The organism is Variovorax sp. IB41 (genome assembly GCF_016405905.1).
Taxonomy (GTDB): domain Bacteria; phylum Pseudomonadota; class Gammaproteobacteria; order Burkholderiales; family Burkholderiaceae_C; genus Variovorax.
The window spans coordinates 197,760-215,342 of the sequence record NZ_JAEFCB010000001.1 but is presented as its reverse complement, the minus strand read 5'-3'; the positions used below and the strand labels follow the sequence as shown (position 1 = coordinate 215,342).

The 17,583-nt window shown below is 68.3% G+C and carries 13 protein-coding genes; 10 read left to right on the top strand and 3 right to left on the bottom strand.

Annotated features, from left to right (window positions below; all coding sequences use genetic code 11):
- Positions 1–92 precede the first annotated feature (92 nt).
- The 6 genes from JC881_RS00995 to JC881_RS00970 all read left to right on the top strand — a co-directional run bounded on the left by JC881_RS00995 (position 93) and on the right by JC881_RS00970 (position 7,706).
- On the top strand, positions 93–917 hold the full coding sequence (locus tag JC881_RS00995) for an IclR family transcriptional regulator (protein WP_198783853.1): 825 nt from the start codon (positions 93–95) through the stop codon (positions 915–917).
- Between the two features lie 503 nt (positions 918–1,420).
- A complete protein-coding gene (locus JC881_RS00990) occupies positions 1,421–3,874 on the top strand; it encodes a phosphoesterase (RefSeq protein ID WP_198783852.1) in 2,454 nt (817 codons plus the stop codon).
- Positions 3,875–3,975: 101 nt separating this feature from the next.
- A complete protein-coding gene (locus JC881_RS00985) occupies positions 3,976–5,409 on the top strand; it encodes a cytochrome c peroxidase (protein WP_443083323.1) in 1,434 nt (477 codons plus the stop codon).
- The gene (locus tag JC881_RS00980) at positions 5,406–6,068 is read left to right on the top strand and encodes a hypothetical protein (protein WP_198783851.1); all 663 of its coding nucleotides are present in this window, start codon (positions 5,406–5,408) and stop codon (positions 6,066–6,068) included. The genes JC881_RS00985 and JC881_RS00980 overlap by 4 nt, the downstream gene beginning before the upstream one ends.
- 41 nt (positions 6,069–6,109) lie before the next feature.
- Entirely contained in the window at positions 6,110–6,781 is a 672-nt protein-coding gene (locus tag JC881_RS00975; protein ID WP_198783850.1) for a hypothetical protein, read from the top strand.
- Positions 6,782–6,791: 10 nt separating this feature from the next.
- Positions 6,792–7,706: a 2OG-Fe(II) oxygenase gene (locus JC881_RS00970; RefSeq protein WP_198783849.1), complete on the top strand. Its 915-nt coding sequence runs from the start codon at positions 6,792–6,794 to the stop codon at positions 7,704–7,706.
- Positions 7,707–7,723: 17 nt separating this feature from the next.
- Here JC881_RS00970 and JC881_RS00965 read toward each other — a convergent pair whose 3' ends face one another.
- The 3 genes from JC881_RS00965 to JC881_RS00955 form a co-directional block, all read right to left on the bottom strand.
- Positions 7,724–12,124 carry a DEAD/DEAH box helicase gene (locus JC881_RS00965; RefSeq protein WP_198783848.1) on the bottom strand — a complete coding sequence of 1,467 codons (4,401 nt, stop codon included), beginning with the start codon at positions 12,122–12,124 and terminating at the stop codon, positions 7,724–7,726.
- A 124-nt stretch (positions 12,125–12,248) separates the two neighbouring features.
- Positions 12,249–12,893: a flavodoxin family protein gene (locus JC881_RS00960; protein WP_198783847.1), complete on the bottom strand. Its 645-nt coding sequence runs from the start codon at positions 12,891–12,893 to the stop codon at positions 12,249–12,251.
- A gap of 23 nt (positions 12,894–12,916) precedes the next feature.
- Positions 12,917–13,066: a hypothetical protein gene (locus JC881_RS00955; RefSeq protein ID WP_198783846.1), complete on the bottom strand. Its 150-nt coding sequence runs from the start codon at positions 13,064–13,066 to the stop codon at positions 12,917–12,919.
- A gap of 279 nt (positions 13,067–13,345) precedes the next feature.
- On the opposite strand from JC881_RS00955, the gene JC881_RS00950 reads away from it, so the two are divergent.
- From JC881_RS00950 to JC881_RS00935, 4 genes are read left to right on the top strand one after another with little or no spacing between them, the layout of a single operon-like run.
- Positions 13,346–13,690 (top strand): PRC-barrel domain-containing protein, encoded by a 345-nt coding sequence (locus JC881_RS00950; RefSeq protein ID WP_198783845.1) that lies wholly within the window; start codon positions 13,346–13,348, stop codon positions 13,688–13,690.
- Positions 13,575–14,264, top strand: a complete 690-nt coding sequence (locus tag JC881_RS00945) for a 2Fe-2S iron-sulfur cluster-binding protein (RefSeq protein ID WP_198783844.1) — start codon at positions 13,575–13,577, stop codon at positions 14,262–14,264. The genes JC881_RS00950 and JC881_RS00945 overlap by 116 nt, the downstream gene beginning before the upstream one ends.
- The gene (locus JC881_RS00940; protein WP_198783843.1) at positions 14,261–15,247 is read left to right on the top strand and encodes an FAD binding domain-containing protein; all 987 of its coding nucleotides are present in this window, start codon (positions 14,261–14,263) and stop codon (positions 15,245–15,247) included. Before JC881_RS00945 ends, JC881_RS00940 begins: the two co-directional genes overlap by 4 nt.
- Positions 15,244–17,562 (top strand): xanthine dehydrogenase family protein molybdopterin-binding subunit, encoded by a 2,319-nt coding sequence (locus JC881_RS00935; protein ID WP_198783842.1) that lies wholly within the window; start codon positions 15,244–15,246, stop codon positions 17,560–17,562. Before JC881_RS00940 ends, JC881_RS00935 begins: the two co-directional genes overlap by 4 nt.
- Positions 17,563–17,583: the final 21 nt, after the last annotated feature.

Here is a 17,583-nt window from a genome sequence, read left to right as displayed (position 1 = left end):
ATTCTCCGAATCGGTAGAACCCTGAGGTGCAATGCAGCAGGCCGCGTGCCTGTGATTCAATATATTCCGCATATCGGAATAAGGAGATTGAATTGGGCAGAAAACGAAACGCCGCGGGTTCGGTCGATGCCGACGAAGCAACCAAGGACCCGCGCTTCATCGCCGCATTGGCGCGCGGCATCGAACTGCTGCGCGTGTTCAAGCCGCAGGACCGCTGGCTGAGCCACCGCGAGATCGTGCGGCGCATCGCGCTGCCGCCGGCCACGGTGTCGCGCCTGACCTTCACGCTCACGGCCATGGGCTACCTCAAGCACCGCGAGGACGTGGGCGAATACGCCCTGAGCCCGGCGGTGCTCGGCCTGGGCTTCTCGATGCTCGGCAACTTCGACATCGCCCGCATCGCGCGCCCGACCATGCAGGCGCTGGCCGACAAGTGCCAGGCCGCCGTGTCGCTGGGTGCGCGGCACGGGCTGGAGATGATCTACGTCGCGCACAGCCGCAGCACCGCGCGGCTGATCCTCGGCCTGGACGTCGGCGCGCGCCTGCCGATCGCGCGCACGTCGATGGGCCGCGCGGTGCTGTGCGGCATGTCGCCGGGCGAGCGCGAGATGCTCATGCAGCGCATCGCGCAGGCCGAGGGTGACGGCTGGCCCGCCGTGAAGGCGCGGCTCGCAGAGGTGCAGCAGCAGTTCGACGCCTGCGGCTTCGTCACGACCGAAGGCGAGTGGGACCCTTCGATTTCAGCAGCGGCCGTGCCGGTGGTCGTTGGTGACGGACGGACCCTGCTGGGCCTGTCGGTCGGCGGCGCGTCGAGCTGGCTGCACAGCCATGCGCTGCGTGAGGAGGTGGGGCCGCTGCTGGTCGAGGCGGCGGGGACGATCGTCTCGGCCATTCATGCGGCGGACTGGAAGGACTGACGGGCTGCATCGATTCGGGCTTGATCGCGCGGCGCGTTATTCGGCTGCGCGATTTCCATGGTTACGCAGTGCGCACATTGCGTAATTCCGCGTCGCGCCGTTTCGCCGGCGCGTTCGCCTTTCCGACCGTGTTGGCGTTTCGGTCATCTCTCCATCGACCGCGCTCTTCTTGCAATTGGCTCATTTGCGAAGCGGCGGCACGGCAAACAACAAGCCAAATTCCCTCTGTAGATCTCCGCGAAAGATGCCCTGGATTCCTTTCCGGCGATCAGGTCAGCTTGCGGTCAGTTAATTCGGTTTTGAAAATTTGATTTGGCCTGGGATATCGCCATTTATTAGCTGGGAATTAGCAAAAGAATTAGCGCTCTTTTGACACAAAGATGTCACCCGCTATTTCTACATTCCTCCTCGAAGTGGCGTTTCGTATTCAAAACGCACGATGCCCGGCATCCCCATGCAGGCCAGTCAAAACCATCCATAACTAACTGCCCCGGATAAATATGATGATTTTCCAAAAACGAGTTTTACTCTCGTCATTGACGACAGTTGCAGCCTGCGTGCTCGCCGCTTGCGGCGGAGGGAGCGACGGAAACAGCGGCTTCTTCCCGATCATCACGCCGCCCGGCAACACGACCACCAACACGGGCAGCACCTTGAGCGGCGTGGTGGCGGCCAGCGGTTTCGTTCCGGGTAGCACCACGGGCAACCCGACCCTGAAGCCCGGCTACTACCAGAAGGCCACGGTCTTCGTCGACGCCAACGGCAACGGCGTGCTCGACAGCGGCGAAGCGTCGGCGGTCACCGATGCCAGCGGCAAGTTCACGCTGACGACCACCGCCACCGGGCAGCTGGTGGCCGACATCGGCACCTCCGCGATCAACAGCGCCACGGGCGCCGCCGCGGCCGGCCATCTGATCCTGCGCGCCTCGGCCGCGCAGATCGCCGACCAGGGCGCGGGCAAGATCGTCATCAGCCCGCTGTCCAGCGAAGCGCAGCGCCTGGTGGAAGCCAACGGCACCGACTACGCCACCGAAAAGGCCAACCTCGTCGCGCGCCTGAACGGGCCGGCCTTCAATCTCGGCGACGCCAAGTTCGCCGATCCGCTGGCCGACGTGAACGGCCTGAGCGGCGCCACCCAGTATGCGGCGCTGTACCAGGACAACGAGCTGACCAACCGCTACACCTACGCGACCGCCAAGCTCGACCGCAAGGACATGTTCCCCGACAACCTGGCCGTCCTCGGCGGCGACCCGCGTCTTGTGGGCCTCTCGGGCGTGACCCTCACCAACGCCGACGGCACCAAGGCCACGCCCACGGCGCCGGCGCAGAAGCAGGCGCCCATCACCTTCGCACAGGCGCAGCAGGCGGCCTTCAACGTGGAGGGCGTGCCGGCCTACGACAACATCTTCGTGATCGTCGAGGAAAACAAGTCGACCGACGCGATCGTGGGCAACCCGCGCGCCGCGAACATCAACCACATCCTGAACAACTACAACCAGCTGAGCACGTACTACTCGACCGGCAACCCGTCCGAGCCGAACTACACCGCGCTGGGCGGCGGCGACGACTTCGGCATCCACGACGACAACTGGTTCGGCTGCGGTGCCGTCGGTGACTACAGCGTCAAGGACGTCGCATTTGCCGGCGGCACGGCCTCCGACGGCCAGCCCTTGCCTGCACAGGACAAGCTTCCGTTTGCGGACAGCGCCCACCGCGCCGGCTATAGCGCGGCCAGCACGAGCTGCGGCGACGCCCCGACCGGCGGCACCGTGCACAACGTTCCCGGCGCCAACCTGTTCACGCTGATGTCCAGGACTGGCCGCACGATCCGCACCTACAGCGAATCGATGAACCCCGGCCAGGACGTGCGCGCCGACAGCATTGCCGACGGCAACGTGGTCGCCACGTACGACACGAGCCGCCTCGCGGGCGTCACCAACCTGGACGGCTCGGCCATTCCAGCTCTCGTCGGCACGGCCAACTTCGCGGTGGTGGGCGGCCTCTACAAGGTCAAGCACGGCCCGTCGATCGCCTTCCAGGAGGCACGCAGCCTGCCCGAGTTCGCGGCCACCAACCGCACCATCTTCGGCACGCAGTACCAGGAAGCGGACTGGCTCAAGACGGCGGCCTACAAGGTGCCCAGCGGCTGGGTCTACGACCAGTTCAGCAAGGACCTGGCTGCGGGCGACGTGGGCAACATCAACTTCATCGTTCCGGACCAGTGCGACGACATGCACGGCGTGGGCAGCGACACGAGCTGCCAGGGCGGCAACGACGGCCAGGGCCCCAACATCAAGCGTGCCGACATCTACCTGGGCATGACGGTCAAGGCGATCCAGAACTCGGCGCTGTGGAAGAACCCGCACAAGCGCGTGGCGATCGTGGTGATGTTCGACGAAGGCGAGGGCGGCAGCAACGGTTCCTGCTGCGGCTGGAACGCGGGCGGCCCGAACTCCGGCGCCACGCCGGTGACCGTGGACGCGAGCGGCAAGGCGACGGCCACCGTCGCTCCGGCCAACTACGCCGGCGGCAATTTCGGCCACGGCAATTCGATCTTCGGCATCCTCACCAACCAGCAGGACGTGGGTTCGGCCAAGAAGAAGGTCGCGGACAGCGACGCCTACAGCCACTTCTCGTTCGTTCGCACGCTGCAGGACATGTTCCAGATCGCCGATCCGGCCGTCGATGCGACGTACCTGAACCGCGCCAAGTACTCCGAAGCGTTCATCACGGCCAACATCCTGGCACTGCCTGAATACCAGAACAGCGCGGACACGCACTTCGACTCGGTGCGCCCGATCAACCATGCCTACGTGATCCCGGCCAACTACAAGCAGAAGCTGTACGCGAACGACATCGTGGGTGTGCAAGACCCGGACACGAAACAGACGGAAGGCCAGATCACACCGCAGGTCGGTGCCGACGCGAGCCAGAACAACGTCTGGGCAACGAAGTAAGCGGTAAAGAAGATCGACCGCGAAGGTCGTTGGGGGGCAAGGCCTGCGGGCCTTGTCCCCCATCCCTTTGCGGCTTCAGGTGTTCCGCACAGCAAGCAATGATGAATCTGAATCTGGTGGTGGACAGGATGGTCCCGCCCGCGATGGCAATCGCGACCGCGCTCTCGGTGGCGCTATTGGCCTTGACGGCGTGCGACGGCAAGAGCGCGGCACCGGCCGCAAGCACCGCCGGCCCGCGTGCACCGGCCCTGAGCGTCCAGGCGCAGGTCGGGCAACTGGCCTTCTTCGACAAGAACCTTTCGGGCGCGAGGAACATGTCGTGCGCGAGCTGCCACGACCCGCAGTACGCCTACGGCCCGCCGAACAGCATCTCGGTGCAGCTGGGCTCCGACATCACGCAGACGGGCGCGCGCGCCGTGCCCTCGCTGCGCTACAGGGAATCGACGCCCGCCTTCAGCGACGACGCGCCCAACCCCGACGGCGTGACCTCGAACTCGCCGGGCGGCGGCTTCATGTGGGACGGGCGCGGCGCAACGCTCGCGGCGCAGGCGGCATTGCCGCTGCTCAACCCGGTCGAGATGAACAACACCTCCAAGGACGCGGTCGTGAAGGCGGTGCAGGACGGCGCCTATGCGGGCCTCTTCAGGCAGGCCTTCGGCGCCGACATCTTCAACAACACCGACGCTGCCTTCGATGCGCTGGGCACCGCGATCCAGGCGCTGGAGACCGAAGACCTGAGCTTTCACCCGTACAGCAGCAAGTACGACCTCTATGTGTTCAATAAGATCGGCGGCGTGCTCACGCCGGCCGAGCGGCGCGGCGAGGTGCTGTTCCACAGCACGGGCGTCACCAACTGCTCGGGCTGCCATTACACGGGCGCCAACTTCAATGGCAACACCGGCCTGATGACGGACTTCACCTACCAGGCCCTGGGTGCGCCGCGCAACGACCGGTCGATTCCGAACAACCCGGACCCGATTCCGGCCAACGACGACCCCACGTACTTCGACATGGGCCTGTGCGGTCCCTTCCGCACCGACCACATGCCCGCGACGCCGCAGACGCCCAACCCGTACTGCGGCATGTTCAAGGTGCCGGTGCTGCGCAACGCGGCGACGCGCGGCGCCTTCTTTCACAACGGCGTGCTCCATTCGCTGGAGCAGGTCGTCAACTTCTACAACACGCGGGACACGAATCCGGAGTACTGGTATCCGGCCCTCGATCATGGAAGCGATGGCAAGCCGCAAGCCAATCCGCCGTGGGCCCTGCAGCCCACCGCCGTGCCGGGCGCGGCGATCGACAAGTACAACGACCTGCCGCACGCGCAGCAAGGCAGCATCGACGAGGAAGTGCCCCTGGGCACCGGCGAGGGCGGCGACAAGACGCTCGCCAGCGGCACGCGACCGCGCGCGGCCGGCTCCACGCCCGTGATGACGCCGCAGCAGATCGCCGACCTGGTCTGCTTCCTGGGCACGCTGAGCGACGGCTACCAGCCTTCCTCCGCGCCATCGGCCAGCGGCAGGTGCGTGCAATGAAGACGCTTGCGAATTCCGTCCTTCGGTGCATCGGTGGCGCCGCATCCGTGCTGGCGGTGCTGGCTTCGCTCGCCGGCTGCGACAACGAACAGGCGCGCCTTCCGACGCAGGAGAACTTCACCGCGACGACCAACGACTACCTCGCGCAGCGCGGCCATGTGTGCCTGGCCAAGTACGAGTGGCCGATCACGGTAGCGGCCGGCTCGCGCGAACCCGACGCGCAGCAGATGCCGGTGCTCGAGAAGCTCGGACTGGCGACCGGCAAGGACGTCGTCGCCACCCCCAAGGACACGGCAGCGGCCATCCCGGCGCGCGAATACGCACTGACCGACGCGGGCCGCAAGTACTACCTGAAGGTGCCCGTGGTGATCCGCACCACGACAGACAACGTCACGCACCCGGCCGACTTCTGCGCGGCCACGCTGAGCCTGGACCGCCTGGTCGGCTGGGACCCGCCGCAGACGCGCGATGGCCGCACCGCGACCTCGCTGCTCTTCACCTACCGCATCGCGCCCGAACCGTGGGCGGCAGCGCCCGAGGTGCAGCAAGCCTTTCCGTTGCTGGCGCGCGCCATGCAGCGCGAAGGAACGATGCAGGTGCGCCTGGGCGTCCATCTGACGCAGCGCGGCTGGGTTGCGGACGAGCTCGATGCGCACTGACTGAAACCATGACTACCCGTCAATCAACAACAAGAGATCGCATGAATTTCCGCTTTGTCCGCCCAAGCCGTCGCGCCCGGGCATCGATCAAGACCCTGACCGGCATCGCGCTGGTCTGCGCGCTGGCCGCATGCGGTGCCGGCCGCGATGCCAATGCCCCCACCGCCGAGAATCTCGCCGCGCCACTGGACGACTACCTGGCCCAGCGCGGTGACATTTGTCTCGCGATGTTCGACTGGCCCATCGACCTGACCGAGGCCGAGGCCGGCGCCGGTGCGCGCCATGCCATCCAGTTTCCGGTGATGGAACAGCTGGGCCTGGTGCACAGCACCATCGTCTCCGTACCGAAGAGCACCGAGAACCCGGACGGTGCGGTCAAGCGATTCGAGCTGACCGACGCCGGCCGCAAGTTCTACAAGCCGCATCCGCACGCGACCCAAGGTGCCGAACATGCCAATGATCTTTGTGTGGCGCACCTCAAGCGCGAGCAGATCGTCGACGTCAAGGTCGATGCCACCAACGCGCAGCATCCGCTCGCGGTGGTGAGCTACACCTACCAGATCGACACGGCGCCGTGGATGCAGGACGCCGACGCGCAGCGCGTGTTCCCGATGATCGCGCGCATCGCGAACGGGGCGGGCGGAAAGCTGCAGCTGCGCCAGGGCTTCACGCGCGGCGACAAGGGCTGGGTCGCGCAGACGGGGCCGGTTTGATGCAGGCCCGATGAGCACCGTCGTCCGCTTCTCGCCTGACCTGGGCCGCTGGCTCACGCACAACCTCGATGCCGGCCAGGCGCCGCAGGCGCTGGTGGCCACGATGCGTGGGCAGGGCATGAACGAGCGCGCCGCGCACGCCATCGTCGCGGCCTACATCGATGCGCGCCAGCGGGGCGCGGCGATGCCGGCCGACACCATCGAGCTGCCGGACGAGGCACCGCCCAAGCCCGTCGCGCGGCTCGCGCCGGGCACGCGAATCCCGGCGGCCGACCGTGAAGTCGTCGTGCACTCTCGCAGCGACGACCCGGTCTTCGCCGCGCTCGGCAACGTCGTGGACGCCGACGAATGCAAGGCCCTCATCGAGATGGCACGGCCGCGCCTGAAGCCCTCCACGCTGGTCGATCCGATGAGCGGCCGCGATGTGGTGAGCGACAAGCGCGCGAGCTGGGGCATGTTTTTCCGATTGGGCGAAAACGACCTGGTCGCGCGTCTCGATCGGCGCCTCTCGGCGCTGATGAACCTCCCGCTGGAAAACGGCGAGGGCCTGCAGCTGCTGTACTACCCGACCGGCGCGGGCAGCGAGCCTCACCACGACTACCTGGCGCCCACCAACGCCGCCAACCGCGAATCCATCGCGCGAAGCGGCCAGCGCGTAAGCACGCTGGTGACCTACTTGAACGACGTGCCGGAGGGCGGCCAGACCGTCTTCCCGCAGCTGGGTCTCGCGGTTTCGCCGATCCGCGGCAATGCTTGTTACTTCGAGTACTGCGATGGAAACGGCCGCGTCGATGCGCGGTCCCTGCACGCGAGCGCGGCCGTGACGCGGGGCGAGAAATGGGTCATGACGAAGTGGATGCGTGAGCGCCGCTTTGTGGCGGCCGAAGGGACAGGGCGGCCGCTCACAGGCATTCAGGCCGATTGATCGAAACGCTGCGCGGCCTAACCGGCCGCTTGCACAGCAAGCTCGGGCACGCGCAGCGACGGCCCCAGCGAGAGCGCGTGCCTCGCCGCCTGTTCCTGCGCCGCATCGAGCGCGACCAGCGGCGCGAACTCTCCCGCCACACTGGTCGCGATGGGCACGCCATCGCGGTACAGCACGCGCGAGCCCGCGACGCGTGGCACCTTGGGCCCGTTCACGAGGGTTCCGAGCAGATTGGCCGGATCGCTGGCCGCGAGCGCGATCAGCGCGCCGTCGCCGGGTTGCCTTCGCACCTGGCGCATCGATGCGACCGCCTCGGGCAGCGCGAACTGCTCGCCCGACACGCCGGCGATGAAACGGCCGCCGCGGATTTCTCCGCGCGCCTCCAGCCGCCGGCACACGCGCACGAGGTCGCGCCACGGCGGCAGCCATGCGGCCTCGCGCTCGAGCAGGCGCCAGCAGATGACGCCGTAGCGGCGCAGCAGCACGCGCACGACCTGCTCGACGGCCTCCGCGGAAAGTGCCGCCATCGCTTCGGCCGCGGCGGGTGGGCGCACCAGCGTCCAGCGCCCCGCATCCTCGATGCCGAAGAGCGGCGTGCGGCGTCGGCGCCGCGTGTCGGCCGATGCGCGCTTGGAGGCCGGCACCAGCAGGGCGCGCAGGCCCGCATAGCTGTCGCAGCGCGCACGGCCCTTGGCGACCAGCTCGGTCAGCGCCTCTTCGATCTCGACCGGCAGCAGGCGCGTGCCGATCGCGATCTCGTCGAAGAAGCAGGCGCCGTGCTGCGCCAGGTGCGCGGAGACGCGCAGCGCGCGCGAGCCCAGCGTCTCGTCGTCGGCCGGGGCCGGCGCCAGGCTGGTCCACAACGCGGCGCTGCGGCGCGGCAGCAGCACGACCGGCGTGGCGCGCAACGACAGGCTGCCCGCGCCCTTGCGTCCTTCCGCGGCCGATGGGCGCAGGCGCGTCCACAGCACGCGCCCCGCCGTGCACAGGTCGTCGAGCCAGGCGCCGGCGTAGTCGGTCACGCGCGCGGGCAGCAGTTCGGCTTCCCACAGCGGCGCGGGCGCCTCGTAGCCTTCGAGCTGCGACAGGATGCCCGACAGCGCCTCCGGCCCGCTCACGCGCGCGGCCGCGCCGATGTGCTGCCATTCGAAGAGAAAGCGCACGAAGTCGCGCGGCTCGACCGGTTCGATCTCGTGGCGAAGGCGCTTGAGCGTGTAGCGGTGGATGCGTGCCAGCAGATGGCGCTCGCACCATTCGAGTTCAGCCGTGCCGGGCGTGCCGGGCGTGCCGGGCGTGCCGGGCGTGAAGTGGCCTTGCAGCACGCTGCCTTCGGTCTGCAGCGCGAGGAGGGCGCCTTCGACGTCCGCGGGCGGCAGGCGCAGCGGCGCGGCGAGCTGCGCCACGGTGACAGGGCCCAGGCCACCGAGGCGTGAGCGCAGCAATTCGCGCAGCGCAGTGTCGCGATCGGCCGGCTCCTCGGCATCGGCGGGCGCGGTGATGGCGGGCTGCATCGGCGCATCGGGGGCGATGGCCTGCAGCAGCCGCAGCCGCTCGGCCGTCACCCACAGGCCGCGCGCGGTGCGCCCCTTGCCTTCGAGCAGCAGGCGCGTTGCGCGGCCGGCCTTGGCGAGCGCGGCGAGCCATGTCTTCCAGTCCGTCTCGCGCGCCGCTTCGTCGTCGGCCAGGGCGCCGAGCATGTTGAGCGCCTCGTGCATCTCGTCGGCACTGCGCGGTTGCGGCCAGGCTTCCTCGCGCACGCTGGCGATGGCGTCCGCATCGAGCTGTCCGACGTCGTCGGCGCTTTCGGGGTCGGTGTAGCGGCGGTTCTGCACGGCCTGCGTGCGGCGCTCTTCCAATGGCGCATCGTCCAGGAATGCGTAGGGGCGCGCGTTCAACGCTTCCATCGCGAGCGGCGAGGGCGCCGGCAGGTCGCGCGCCAGCATGCGCACCTCGCCCGACTCCATGCGGCGCAAGAGCGCGAGCCAGCCTTCGGCGTCCATCGCGTCGTGCAGGCAATCGTCCAGCGTCTGCGCGACCAGCGGGTGCTCGGGCACTTCGCGTTCGCCGACGATGTTTTCCGCGCACGCGACCTGGTCGGGAAACACGGCCGCGAGCAGGTCTTCGGAGCGCATGCGCTGCAGTTGCGGCGCCACCTTGCGCCCGCCGCTGAAACGCGGCAGTGCCAGCGCGGTGGTCGCGTTCCAGCGCCAGCGCACGCCGAACAGCGGCGCATCGAGCAGGGCCTGCACCAGCACATGCAGGGCCGAGGCCGAATGCAGGTAGCGCGCCACTTCGTCCAGCGGAAAGCTGTGGCTGGTGGACAGCGACAGCACGATCGCGTCCTCGGTCGCCGCGGCCTGCAGCTCGAAATTGAAGGTGCGGCAAAAACGCTTGCGCAGCGCCAGGCCCCATGCGCGGTTGAGACGGCTGCCGAAGGGCGAGTGAATCACCAGCTGCATGCCGCCGGAGGCGTCGAAGAAGCGCTCCATGACCAGCGTGCGCTGCGTCGGAAGTGCGCCCAGCACCGCAAGCGCGTGCGCGAGGTGATCGACGATCTGGCGCGCGGCTTCGTCGTCGACGCCGACGGTCTGCGTCAGCAGTTCCATCGCGGCGTCTTTCCCGCCGGATGCCAGCGCCTGCGCGACCTCTTCGCGCAGCCGCGACACGCCGAACGACAACTCGTCGCTGCGCCCCGGCGCTTCGCCAAGCCAGAACGGAATGTTCGGCGCGGCGCCTTGCGCGTCTTCCACGCGGACGCGGCCCGGCTCGATCTTCAGGATGCGGTAGCTGGTGTTGCCCAGCTGGAACACGTCGCCCGCCAGACTCTCGACCGCGAAGTCTTCGTTGACCGTGCCGATCTTGTCGGCCTGCGGCTCCAGCACGACCGTGTAGTCGCCGGTCTCGGGGATGGTGCCGCCAGAGGTCAGCGCCGTCATGCGCGCGCCCTTGCGCTCGCGCAGCAGGTGGTTGACGGCGTCGCGGTGCACGTAGCCCGCGCGCTGGCCCTGGCGCGTGGTGAATCCTTCGGACACCATGCGCACCACTTCCATGTAGCGCGCGTGCGAGAGCTGCGCATAAGGCCACGCGCGGCGCACGAGCGCGAAAAGTTCGTCTTCGTTCCATTCGCGGCAGGCGGTCTCGGCCACGATCTGCTGCGCCAGTACATCGAGCGGCGCGGGCAGCACGCGCAGCGCATCGAGCTCGCCGCGGCGGATGCAGTCGAGCAGGGCGGCGCATTCGACCAGCTCGTCACGCGACTGCGGAAAGAGCCGCGCCTTCGGCACGCCGCCCACGGCGTGGCCCGATCGCCCGGCGCGTTGCAGGAAGGTGGCAATGGCACGCGGCGAGCCGAGCTGGCAGACCAGGTCGACGTCGCCGATGTCCAGGCCCAGTTCGAGCGATGCCGTGGCCACGAGCACCTTCAGGTCGCCGCGCTTGAGGCGCTGCTCCGCATGGAGCCGCGTTTCCTTCGAGAGACTGCCGTGGTGCGCGGCCACCGCCTCCTTGCCGAGGATGTCGCCCAGGTGCCGCGCCGCGCGCTCGGCCATGCGGCGCGTGTTGACGAACACCAGCGTGGTCTTGTGCGGCCACACCAGCTCGGCCACGCGGGCATACACCTGCGTCCACTGGTCGCCCGACATCACCGCCTCGAGCGGCGTCGGGGGCAGCTCCAGCGCCAGGTCGCGCTGCTTGGCATAGCCGATGTCGACGATGGCGCAGTCGGCCGTGCCATCGGCATGCAGCGCGCCCGCGCCGACCAGGAAGCGCGCGACCTCGTCGATGGGCTTCTGCGTGGCCGAGAGGCCGATGCGCACCGGGCGCGGGCGGCCTTCCGCCTCGCACAGCGCCTGCAGCCGCTCCAGCGACAGCGCCAGGTGGCTGCCGCGCTTGCTCGCGGCGATGGCGTGGATCTCGTCGACGATCACGCTGCGCACGGTCGACAGCATCCGGCGGCCCGATGCCGAGCCCAGCAGGACGTAGAGCGATTCGGGCGTGGTCACCAGAATGTGCGGCGGACGCCGCAGGCTCTGCTGGCGCTCGCGCTGCGGCGTGTCGCCAGTGCGCACGGCGGTGCGGATGTCGACGTCGGGCAAACCGAGCGCCGCCAGTTCGGCACGGATGCCCGCCAGTGGCGCATCGAGGTTCAGGCGGATGTCGTTGGAGAGCGCCTTCAGCGGCGAGACGTAGACGACGGCGGTTTCATCGGGCAAGCCTTCGGGCGCGAGGCCTCGGCGGACCAGTTCGTCCAGCGCCGCGAGAAAGGCGGTGAGCGTCTTGCCGGAACCGGTGGGCGCGGCCACGAGTGTGTCCCGGCCAGCGCGGATCGCCGGCCACGCCTCGACCTGTGCGGGCGTGGGGCCGGGAAAGGTTCCAAGGAACCACCGGGCGATGGCGGGATGAAAGGATTGCAGGACCACGGGGAGAGGAGGCTACGGCAGGCATCGCGGCAGCGCAACACGGCAGGCAGCTATCGAAACAGCTAGGGGCGGTACGGGAAATCTCAAGCCTCGCTTGCCGCTTTGGCCGCTTTGGCCGTGGCTTTCACGCCTTCGGCGGATAGGCGGATTGCTGCAGCAGCCGCGCCAGATGCACGGCATTGCGCACCATGAGCTGCGTCGCGTCCATGGTCGATGGGGGCACGGGCTTGAGTTCGCGGTACTCCTCGGCGCTGCGTGCCGCGCCGACCCAGTACGCCATGGCGTTCGGCGCCAGCGAAAAACCCAGGTCGTTCAGCGCCTGGTAGATCTCGCCGCCCACGTGGTGCGCGCCGTCTTCATTGCCCACCACGGCCACGGCGCCCACCTTGCCGTACGAGGGCATGCGCCCGTCGTCGCCGGTCTCGGCGATGAACGCGTCCATGCGCTCGAGCACGCGCTTGGCGATGCTGCTGGGCTGGCCGATCCAGATCGGGGAGCCGATGACCACGATGTCCGCGGCCATCACGCGGGCACGCAGCGCGGGCCAGTCGTCGCCGGGGCCCTCGTCGGAACGGGTGCCGGGCAGGATGTTGTGCGCGGCGGCGTGGACGATGTCGGTCTCCACGCCGTGCGCGGCCAGCGCATCGCGGACGTCGCCGAGCATCGCGCCGGTGGAAGAGGGGCGTTGCGCGGGTTTCAGGCTGCAGTTGAAGGCGAGGGCGCGAAGGGGCGGCGAGGGCGCCCCGGAGGTGGCGATGAGAGAGCTCATGGTGCCGAGACTTGCCGGCTTTTTCAGTGGCGCTTGAAGTACTGGACTTCGCGCTCGTGCTGCTGCGCTTGTTCCCGCGAATCGAAAGTGCCGAGATTGCGGCGCTTGCCGGTCTTGGGGTCGGTCTTGCGGGAGTAAAGGCGGTATTCGCCGGAGGCGAGTTTCCGGATCATCGAGGTGCTCCTTTCTGGGGTGGAAATTCAATTTGCGGCGCAGGCATGGATCGCCTTGTCGGACAGCTTCACTTCGCCCTGAAGGAACACCGTCTTCCGGAGGGGCGCGTGGCCTCGGCGCTTGCCCTGCTTCTCCTTCGCAACGGGAAGACTTCCTACAGAACGACAGTGCCGCAACCGATCCGGCGTCGTGGTGTCGTGCGCGACACAGGCACTCTCAGCCACCCATTTCGGGTTACCGGCACCGCGACAGCGGCGCCTCACACACAGGAGATAGTCATGGCACTCACATCTGGCAGCAACGTGATTTCATCGGACCGCGTCGAAGGCACCAGCGTCTACAACGCGGCGGGCGACAAGCTCGGCACCATCGACGACCTCATGATCGACAAGCTGAGCGGGCAGGTCCGCTATGCGGTCATGGAGTTCGGCGGCTTCCTCGGCATGGGCACCGATCGCTATCCCATCCCCTGGAACATGCTCAAGTACGACACCGCGCAGGACGGCTATGTCGTGCCGCTCGACAAGGCCAGGCTCGAAGGCGCGCCGCGCTACACCAGCGACCGGATTCCCGACTACGACGAGGGCTACAGCAGCTCGATCAACAAGTACTACGGTTTCTGAGCGGCCATCTGCCCACGACCCCCGACCCCCACGCCCCCCGAGGACGCACATGACCATCACCATCAACGGATCGCCGGTCGAGTTGCCCGGCGATCCGCGGGTTTCGCTGCTCGATCTCCTGCGCGAGCACCTGCATCTGTTCGGTGCCAAGAAGGGCTGCAACCAGGGCGCATGCGGCGCCTGCACCGTGCTTGTCGACGGCGAACGCGTGCTGTCGTGCCTTGCGCTGGCCGTGCAGTGCGAGGGCCGTGAAGTCACCACCATCGAAGGGCTCGCGCCGCAGGGCGATCTGCATCCGCTGCAGAAGGCCTTCGTGGAACACGACGGCTTCCAGTGCGGCTACTGCACGCCCGGGCAGATCTGTTCGGCCATGGGCATGGCGCAAGAGCTGCGGCAGGGCGTGCCCAGCCACGTCACCGCCGACCTCTGTACCGAGCGCATCGCGCTCAGCCATGACGAGCTGCGCGAGCGCATGAGCGGCAACGTGTGCCGCTGCGGCGCCTACAACGGCATCGTCGCGGCCATCTCGGAGACCTTCGAGACATTCGAGGACTCTGAGAAGGAGCCGGCATGATCCCCTTCACCTACGCCCGCGCGCGGGACGCGGGCGATGCGCTCCAGCTGGGCAGCCGGCCCGGCGCCAAGTACCTGGGCGGCGGCACGAACCTGGTCGATCTGATGCGCGAAACCATCGAGCGTCCGATCGCGCTGGTCGATGTGACGGACCTGTCGTGCGACATCGAGGAACGCGCCGATGGCAGCCTCTTGATCGGCGCGGCGACCCGCAACACGGCGCTCGCCTCGCACCGCGCCGTGCGGGCGCGTTATCCGGTGCTCGCGCGGGCCATCACCGCCGGCGCATCGGCGCAGATCCGCAACATGGCCACGGTCGGCGGCAACATCCTGCAGCGCACGCGGTGCGCCTACTTCTACGACGACGACGGCTCGCGCTGCAACAAGCGCAACCCGGGGCAGGGGTGCGACGCCGCCGAAGGCATCAACCGCTATCACGCGATCCTGGGCGCTTCGCCCAGTTGTGTCGCCACGCATCCGTCCGACATGTGCGTGGCGCTCGCCGCGCTGGGGGCCGTCGTGCATCTGCGCAGCGCGAGCGGCGAGCGCACGTTGCCCTTCACGGACTTCCATCGCCTGCCCGAAGACCGGCCCGATGTGGAGACGCTGCTCGAGCCGGGTGAGCTCATCACCGCGGTGGCGTTGCCCGCACTGCCGTTCGCGGCGCGATCGACCTACCGCAAGGTGCGCGACCGGTCCAGCTACGCCTTCGCGCTGGTGTCGGTGGCGGCAGCGCTCGAACTCGACGGCGACGCCGTCAAGGACGTGCGCATCGCCCTGGGTGGCGTCGCGCACAAGCCCTGGCGTGCGTGGAAAGCCGAAGCGGCGCTCAAGGGAAAGCCGGCCGATGCGCAGGCTTTCCGTACCGCCGCAGAGGCAGAGCTGGCCGACGCGAAGCCGCTGCGCGACAACGGATTCAAGGTCGAGCTGGCAACGCGCGCGATCGTCGCCGTGCTCGCCGAACTCAAGGAGATGACAGCATGAGCATCGTTCAGGAGGCCGTTCAGGCGGTCATGAAAAAAGCCGTCGCGCTCGCGCCCGATGCGTGGATGCCGGGCGGCAAGCCCGACCCGCTCATCGCGCGCAAGAGCGGCCTGATCGGCGCGCCGGTCTCGCGCCTGGATGGCCCGCTCAAGGTGCAGGGGCAGGCGCGGTTCGCGGCCGAATTTCCGATGGAGGACATGCTCTACGCCGCGCTCGTGTACAGCACGGTGCCGCGCGGACGGATCGCGACGCTGGACACGGCCGCGGCGCGGGCGGCGCCCGGCGTCGCGCTGGTGATGAGCCACGAGAACGCACCGCGCCTGAAACCCATGCCGCTCTTCATGTCCAAGGACAAGGCCGCCGGCGGCGATGACCTGCCCGTGATGCAGGATGACCAGGTCCACTGGAACGGCCAGCCGATCGCCGTGGTGCTCGCACAGACGCAGGAAGAGGCCGATCACGCGGCATCGCTGGTTCGCGCCACCTACGAAACCGCGCCGGCCACGACGTCGATCGCTGCCGCGAAGGCCAACGGAACCAAGCCCGGCGTCTTCCAGGGCGAGCCGCTGAAGATGGAAATCGGCGATGCCGAAGCCGCGCTGGCCGCCGCGCCGCACCGGGTCGATGTGACCTACACCACGCCGCGCCAGAACCACAACGCCATCGAGTTGCATGCGGCAACGCTGGCCTGGAAGGGCGACGAACTCGTGATTCACGACGCCTCGCAGGGCGTCGCGCACATGGCCTGGTCGATGGCGGAAATCTTCGGCATCGACGAGAAACAGGTGCATGTGACCTCGCCCTATGTCGGCGGCGGCTTCGGCGGCAAGACGCTGTGGCGTCACCATGTGCTCGCCGCGGCGGCTTCGAGGATTGCCGGGCGGCCGGTGCGCATCATGCTCACGCGCGAGGGCGTGTACCGCGTGGTCGGCGGGCGCACCGACACCGAACAGCGCGTGGCCATCGGCGCGCAGGCCGACGGGCGCTTCGATGCGCTGATCCACACCGGCGTGGTGACGATGACCGAGCACAACAACATGCCCGAGCCGTTCATCCTGCCGGCGCGCTCGGCCTATGCGGCGGGCAGCTTCAAGCTCGACGTGGAGGTGGCGACGCTCGACATGGTGGCCAACACCTTCATGCGCGCGCCCGGCGAAGCGGTCGGCACCTTCGCGCTGGAGAGCGCCATCGACGAGCTGGCCGACGCGATGAAGATGGACCCGATCGAGCTTCGCATCCGCAACGAGCCCGAGAAGGACCCGACCACGGGCACGCCTTTTTCGTCGCGGCATATCGTCCAGGCGTACCGCGCCGGCGCCGAGCGCTTCGGCTGGAACCACCGAAGCGCGACGCCGGGCACGCGCCGCGAAGGCGAATGGCTGGTCGGCATGGGCTGCGCCACCGCCACGTACCCGTACTACCGCATGCCGGGCGGCGCGGCGCGCATCACGCTCACGAAGGACGGCCATGCGAAGGTCGAGATCGCGGCGCACGAGATGGGCATGGGCACCGCCACGGCGCAGACGCAGGTCATCGCCGAGCGGCTCGGCCTCGCGATGGACCAGGTGAAGTTCTGCCACGGCGATTCGCGATTTCCCGGCGTCGTGCTCGCCGGCGGTTCGCAGCAGTCGGCCGCGATCGGCAGCGCGGTCATGGCGGCGCAGCACGCGCTCGTGACCGAGTTGCTGAAGCTTTGCGGCAAGGACTCGCCGCTGCATGGCCTGAAGCCCGACGATGTGGCCGGCCGCGATGGCGGCCTCGGCAAGATCGGCGAGGCCGGGCGCTTCGACAGCTATGCGGCCATGCTGGCGCGCGCCGGTCGCGACGAACTGGTTGTCGAAGCCAGCGCGCCGCTGCCGCTCGAAGTGCAGCACTGGTCGATGCATTCGCACGGCGCCATGTTCTGCGAGGTGCGGGTGAACGAGGTGACCGGCGAGACGCGCGTCAGCCGCTTTCTCGGTTCGTTCGACTGCGGGCGCATCCTCAATGCCAAGACGGCGGCCAGCCAGTTTCGCGGCGGCATCATCATGGGCCTGGGCCTCGCGCTGATGGAAGAAACGCAATTCGACGAGCGCAACGGCCGCATCATGAATGCCAGCTTTTCCGATTACCACGTGCCCGTGCACATGGACGTGCCCGAGATCGATGTGATGTGGACCGACATCCCCGATCCGCACTCGCCGATGGGCGCGCGCGGCGTGGGGGAAATCGGCATCACCGGCGTGGGTGCCGCGGTGGCCAATGCGGTTTTCAACGCGTGCGGAAAGCGCGTGCGCGCGCTTCCGATCACGTTGGACAAGTTGATGGGGGGCTAGTTTTTCCTGGCGGCGTACTGG